The 6,538-nt window shown below is 59.9% G+C and carries 5 protein-coding genes; 4 read left to right on the forward strand and 1 reads right to left on the reverse strand.

Annotated elements, in window-relative coordinates; genetic code table 11:
• From gltB to ACRC1E_RS14815, 3 genes are all read left to right on the forward strand, one after another.
• The coding region (gene gltB / locus ACRC1E_RS14805; protein WP_438515870.1) for a glutamate synthase large subunit at positions 1-3,467 on the forward strand (3,467 nt) is incomplete at its 5' end.
• Positions 3,468-3,512: 45 nt separating this feature from the next.
• Positions 3,513-3,884, forward strand: coding sequence for a four helix bundle protein (locus ACRC1E_RS14810; protein WP_438515871.1), 372 nt, complete (start codon positions 3,513-3,515; stop codon positions 3,882-3,884).
• A gap of 79 nt (positions 3,885-3,963) precedes the next feature.
• A complete protein-coding gene (locus ACRC1E_RS14815) occupies positions 3,964-5,382 on the forward strand; it encodes an FAD-dependent oxidoreductase (RefSeq protein ID WP_438515872.1) in 1,419 nt (472 codons plus the stop codon).
• A 90-nt stretch (positions 5,383-5,472) separates the two neighbouring features.
• Here ACRC1E_RS14815 and ACRC1E_RS14820 read toward each other — a convergent pair whose 3' ends face one another.
• The gene (locus tag ACRC1E_RS14820; protein ID WP_438515873.1) at positions 5,473-5,922 is read right to left on the reverse strand and encodes an REP-associated tyrosine transposase; all 450 of its coding nucleotides are present in this window, start codon (positions 5,920-5,922) and stop codon (positions 5,473-5,475) included.
• A 159-nt stretch (positions 5,923-6,081) separates the two neighbouring features.
• Here ACRC1E_RS14820 and ACRC1E_RS14825 point away from each other — a divergent pair, with 159 nt between their 5' ends.
• Entirely contained in the window at positions 6,082-6,453 is a 372-nt protein-coding gene (locus ACRC1E_RS14825; RefSeq protein WP_438515874.1) for a ComEA family DNA-binding protein, read from the forward strand.
• The last annotated feature ends 85 nt before the right edge of the window (positions 6,454-6,538 follow it).

Below are 6,538 nucleotides of genomic sequence, written 5' to 3' on the forward strand. Positions count from 1 at the left end.
GCGCCTTCTACGAATTCAACTCCATGCATATGGAGCCGTGGGATGGCCCGGCCGGCATCGTGCTGACCGATGGCCGCTACGCCGCCTGTATGCTGGACCGCAACGGCCTGCGTCCGGCGCGCTGGGTACTGACCCGCGATAATGTGCTGACCATCGCCTCCGAAGTGGGGGTCTGGGACTATCGTCCGGAAGACGTGGTGAAGAAGGGCCGCGTCAAGCCGGGCCAGCTATTCGCCGCCGATCTGTGCACCGGCGAGCTGCTGTTGCCGGAAGAAATCGACGCCCAGCTCAAGAGTGCCAAGCCTTACCGCCAGTGGATCAAGGATTCGGCCCAGTATCTGGAGCTGTCGATCGAGGATGACTCCAAGCTGGAGCCCATGAATGCAGACCAGCTGTTGACCTGCCAGAAGCTGTTCAATGTCAGCTTCGAAGAGCGCGACCAGATCCTGCGCGTGCTGGCCGAGGATGGCCAGGAAGCGGTCGGCTCCATGGGCGACGACACGCCGATGGCGGTGCTGAGCATGAAGGTGCGCTCGCCGTTCGACTATCTGCGCCAGCAGTTTGCGCAGGTGACCAACCCGCCTATCGACCCGATACGCGAAGCGGTGGTGATGTCGCTCAATACCGTATTCGGCCCCGAGCGCAATATGTTCGAGGAGAGTGCCGAGCACGCCAAGCGTCTGGAAGTGCGTAGCCCGGTGCTGTCGCACGAGAAGTTCGTGCGCGTCACCACCCGCCCCGAGCCGCACCTGAAATCGACCAGCTTCGATCTGTGCTACGACCCGGCCGCTAGCAGCTTGCAAGACGCGCTGCAAAAGCTGTGCGCCCATGTGCTGGATGCCGTGCGTGAAGGCACGGTGGTGGTGGTGCTGTCCGACCGCAATCTGTCCGGTGCCAGCCGCCTGCCGATGCATGCGCTGTTCGCCACCGGTGCCGTACATCATGCGCTGATCGATAGCGGCCTGCGCTGCAAGACCAATATCGTGGTCGAGACCGGCACCGTGCGCGATGCGCACCAGATGGCCTGTCTGATCAGCTACGGTGCGACGGCGGTTTATCCGTATCTTGCCTACCAGAGCATTATCGGTCTGGTGAATTCGGGTGAAGTGAAGTGCAAGATCAATGAAGCCTTGCAGCATTACCGCAAGGGCATCAACAAGGGGCTGCTGAAGGTACTGTCCAAGATGGGCGTATCGACCGTTGCCTCCTATCGTGGCGGCCAGCTGTTCGAGGCGATCGGCATCCACGAGGACGTGATCGAACTGTGCCTCAAGGGCACGGTATCGCGCCTGTCGGGTGCCGGCTTTGAAGAGTTTGAAGACGACCAGAAAAAGCTGGCGCGCTTCGCCTTCAATCCGATGCGCACCATCAGCCAGGGCGGCCTGCTCAAGTATGTGCATGGCGAGGAATACCATGCCTACAACCCGGATGTGGTGACGCAGCTGCAAAAAGCGGTGCAGAACGACGATTACGATGCCTATCAGACTTACGCCCATCTGGTGAATACCCGTCCGGTGGCGATGCTGCGTGATCTGATGACGCTCAAGCTGGCGGCTACACCGGTTCCGCTGGACGAAGTCGAGCCTATCGAGTCCATCCTCAAGCGTTTCGACTCTGCCGGCATGTCGCTGGGCGCGCTCTCTCCCGAGGCGCACGAGGCTTTGGCGATCGCGATGAACCGTCTGGGCGGGCGCTCCAACTCGGGCGAGGGTGGCGAAGATCCGGCACGCTACGGCACCGAGAAGATGTCCAAGATCAAGCAGGTCGCTTCCGGCCGCTTTGGCGTCACCCCGCATTATCTGGTCAATGCCGAAGTGCTGCAGATCAAGGTGGCACAGGGCGCCAAGCCGGGCGAGGGCGGGCAGTTGCCGGGCGACAAGGTGTCCGGCCTGATCGCACGCCTGCGCCATGCCAAGGAAGGCGTCAGCCTGATTTCGCCTCCGCCGCACCACGATATTTATTCGATCGAGGATCTGGCACAGCTGATTTTCGACCTGAAACAAGTGAATCCGACGGCGCTGGTGTCGGTCAAGCTGGTGGCCGAGCCAGGGGTGGGTACCATCGCCGCCGGCGTGGCCAAGGCTTACGCCGATCTGATTACCATCTCCGGTTACGATGGCGGCACCGGTGCGTCGCCGCTCACTTCGGTGAAGTATGCGGGGACGCCGTGGGAGCTGGGTCTGACCGAAGCGCAGCAGGTACTGCGTGCCAACGGCTTGCGCGGCCGGGTACGGGTGCAGACCGACGGCGGTCTCAAGACCGGCCTCGATGTGATCAAGGCCGCCATCATGGGCGCCGAAAGCTTCGGCTTCGGTACCGGCCCGATGGTGGCGCTGGGCTGCAAATACCTGCGTATCTGCCACCTCAACAACTGCGCCACCGGTGTGGCGACGCAGGAAATCAAGCTGCGCTCCAAGTACTTTATCGGCCTGCCGGAAATGGTGATGAACTACTTCCTGTTCATCGCCCGCGAAACGCGCGAGATCATGGCGACACTGGGTGTGCGTTCCATGGAGGAGCTGATCGGGCGCATGGAGCTGCTGGAGCTGGAGCCTGGCGTGAGCGACAAGCAGCACAAGCTCAATCTGTCGCCCTTGTTGTCGCAAGGCACGGTGCCGGATAGCGAGCCGCGTTTCTGCCTGGAAGATTCCAACCCGTCCTTCGACAAGGGCGAGCTGGCAGAAGCCATCCTCAAGGATGCGCTGCCGGCCATCCACAACACGCAGATGCTGCAGCTGGAATACCCGATCGAGAATATCCACCGCTCTATCGGTGCGCGTCTGTCGGGCGAAATTGCCCGGGTACACGGCGCCGCCGGCCTGCCGTTTGGCTGCCTCAAGGTCAAGTTCAACGGCGCTGCCGGCCAGAGCTTTGGCGTCTGGAATGCGCCTGGCCTGCATCTGGAACTGGAAGGCGATGCCAACGACTACGTGGGCAAGGGCATGGCCGGTGGCCGCGTCACCATCTATCCACCGAAGAACGCCGGCTACAAGGCCAGCGAGTCCATCATCATCGGTAACACCTGTTTGTATGGCGCCACCGGTGGCCAGCTGTTTGCGGCAGGTATCGCTGGCGAGCGTTTCGGCGTGAGGAACTCCGGCGCGCTGGCGGTGATCGAGGGCGCGGGCGACCATTGCTGCGAATACATGACCGGCGGCACGGTGATCGTGCTGGGGGAAACCGGCTACAACTTCGGTGCCGGCATGACCGGCGGCTTCGCCTTCGTCTACGACAAGAACGAGCGCTTCCCTTACCGCTACAACAACGAGCTGATCGACATCAATCTGATTAATGGCGAAGCGATGGGCATGTACCGCGCCTTCCTGCTGGAAAAGATCGCCAAACATGTCGAACTGACCGGCTCCGAAACCGGCCGCGCCATGCTGGAAAACTTCGACGACTATGTCGACTACTTCTGGCTGGTGAAACCCAAGGCGGCAAAGCTGGAGTCGTTGTTGAAGGATTGAGCGACCTGGGATCCGGGACGCGGGATTCGCGATGGAGGCGGTGCCATGTTTTATCTGCATAAGCAACTGGATGTCTGGCAACAGTCCATGAACTTGTCGGTAGACATTTATCGGCTGACAGCTTCTTTCCCTGTCGAGGAGAGATATGGCTTGTCGCAGCAGATGAGGCGGGCTTCGGTTTCCATCCCTTCAAATATTGCAGAAGGTTGTGGGCGGGCCAGCTTGCGTGATTATTTGCACTTTGTTGCGATCGCAAGAGGGTCGCTAAACGAACTTGAAACACAGCTAGAGCTGGCGCTCAGGCTGGGTTTTCGTCAGCCTGATACTCACCTTGAGCGGGCGGTGATTTCGGTCGGCCAGTTAGTTAATGGTTTGTACCGCAGCTTAAAGCGCAAGCTTGAGCCGCCGGCAGGCTGATGCTTGTTAGCTTGCTAGAAACGATAAAGTTGAACGGAGCGGTTCCCGGTTTCCGGTTCCCTGTTCCCGAGGAAAAAAAATGCCAAACGATGTATTCCAGTTTATGAAGCTGTCCCGCAACCCCGGCGATAAGGTCGAGGCGGCGGTGCGCAAGATCGAGTTCCGGGAAATCTATACCCCGTTGCAGCAGGGCGATGCCGCTGATCAGGCCGGGCGCTGCCTGTCTTGCGGCAACCCGTATTGCGAGTGGGAGTGCCCGGTGCACAACTACATCCCGAACTGGCTCAAGCTGGTGAAGGAAGGGCGCTTGTTCGAAGCGGCCGAAATGTCGCACAAGACCAATTCGCTGCCCGAAATCTGCGGCCGTGTCTGCCCGCAGGACAGGTTGTGCGAAGGCGCGTGCACGCTGGAGCAGGGCAATTTTGGTGCCGTGACCATCGGCAGCATCGAGAAATACATCACCGATGAAGCGTACAAGGCCGGCTGGCGGCCGGATATGTCCAAGGTGGTGTGGAGCGACAAGAAAGTGGCGGTGATCGGCGCCGGGCCGGCCGGCCTCGCTTGTGCCGATGTGCTGGTGCGCAATGGCGTGCGGCCGGTGGTATTCGACCGCTACGAGGAAATCGGCGGCCTGCTGACCTTCGGTATTCCCGAATTCAAGCTGGAAAAGAGCGTGGTGGTACGCCGGCGCGAGATCATGGAAGGCATGGGCATCGAGTTCCGCCTCAATACCGAGATCGGCCGCGATATCGCCATCGACACGCTGCTGGCCGACTACGACGCGGTGTTCATGGGCATGGGTGCGTACAAGTACATGAAGGGCGGCTTCGACGGTGAAAACCTGCCCGGCGTACTCGAGGCGCTGCCTTATCTGATCAACAATGTGCGCCAGAGCATGGACACCCTGCCGGCAGGTGATGCGGCCGTGTCCATGGCCGGCAAGCGTGTAGTGGTGCTGGGCGGTGGCGACACCGCGATGGACTGCAACCGCACCGCCATCCGTCAGGGCGCCAACAGCGTGATCTGTGCCTATCGCCGCGATGAAGCCAATATGCCGGGCTCCAAGCGCGAAGTGGGCAATGCGCGCGAAGAAGGCGTGGTGTTTCAGTGGAACCGCCAGCCGATGGGGATTGCACAAGCCGAAGACGGCAGCCTGCTGCTGACGCTGGCCGAAACCCGCCTCGGTGCACCCGATGCCAAGGGCCGGCGCAATGCCGAAGTCGTGCCGGGTAGCGAAGAAATGATCGCCTGCGACCACGTCATCATCGCCTTCGGCTTTCAGGCCGAAGCGGCCGCGTGGTTTGAAGGCGCGAATATCGTCAGCGACGAGCGCGGCCGCACCGTTGCGCCCGAGCGCGCGGCATTCCGGCACCAGACCAGCAACCCGCAAATATTTGCCGGCGGCGATATGGTACGCGGTGCGGACCTCGTGGTGCGTGCGGTATTCGAAGGCCGCCAGGCTGCCGAAGGCATGCTGGAATACATGAAAGTCTGGTGATCGCCATCGCGGCTGAAGCCGCTCCTACAGGCTAGACCGGTGTAGGAGCGGCTTCAGTCGCGAGCTTTTTTGTCGTGGTTTTTTTGTTGTTCACAACCATACTGCATCCCAGTGCGGATAATCGCCGATATGCTGAACCAAGCCTGCTCGTAAAGGGTTGGCCACAATATAACGCGCTAGCCGTGCCAAATCTTCATCGCGACGCAGGGCATGGTCATGAAAGCCCGCTTGCCACAGTGTACTGCTGCTACCTTGCATGCGATTGATGGCGGGGGATGAAGAACCCTTAACCCAGCGAATAAGCTCGGACAGCGAAGCCGAGTTCAACTCGAACAGCCAGTGCAAATGATCAGGCATCAGCACAAAAGCCAGAGTATGAGCGCCGAAGCGCTGTTCGGCCGCTTTCAGGGTCAGAATGATTAAGCGTGCTGCAGCAAAGTCTGAAAAGACAGGGCGACGCTGGTCCGTGACACAGGTGACATGATAAACCTGCCCCCGAACAGAATAGCGTCCCGAGCGTAAAGCGTGAGCATGGGGCATGGCATGATCCTTATTCCGGGTAATACGCTCGCGGCTGAAGCTAGACCTGTGTAGGAGCGGCTTCAGCCGCGAGCTTTTTTGCCACCTGAAATCCTGTACCAATAATCCTATAGTGCTGTAGCAGCCATTTGGGCTGTTTCATTATTAAGGAGTCGGTGCATGAAAAAACTGTTAGCCGGTTTGCTCGGCGCCCTGTTGCTGTCTTCTGCCGCGATGGCTGCGGTCAATCTTAATAGCGCAAGCCAGGCCGAGCTGGAGGCGCTAAATGGCATCGGCCCGTCCAAGGCCAAGGCCATTATTGATTTTCGTACCAAGAATGGTCCGTTCAAAACGGTAGAAGAGCTGAATAATGTGCCGGGTATTGGCGACAAGACCATGGAAATGCTGAAAAAAGATGTGAGTGTCGGCCCAGGCAAACCGGCTGCCACAATGAGCAAGCCCGCCATGCCGGACAGCAAGCCGCCTATGGCTAAGCCTGCGATGCCGGGCGCCAAACCGCCAGCCACCAAGCCGGCTACACCTTCATATTGATGGACAAAACCCGACACAGCGTCGGGTTTTTTGATGGCAAGCTCGCGGCTGAAGCCGCTCCTACGGATATGTACCCTGTAGGAGC

The sequence above is a fragment of the Craterilacuibacter sp. genome (assembly GCF_051659485.1).
Taxonomy (GTDB): domain Bacteria; phylum Pseudomonadota; class Gammaproteobacteria; order Burkholderiales; family Chromobacteriaceae; genus Craterilacuibacter.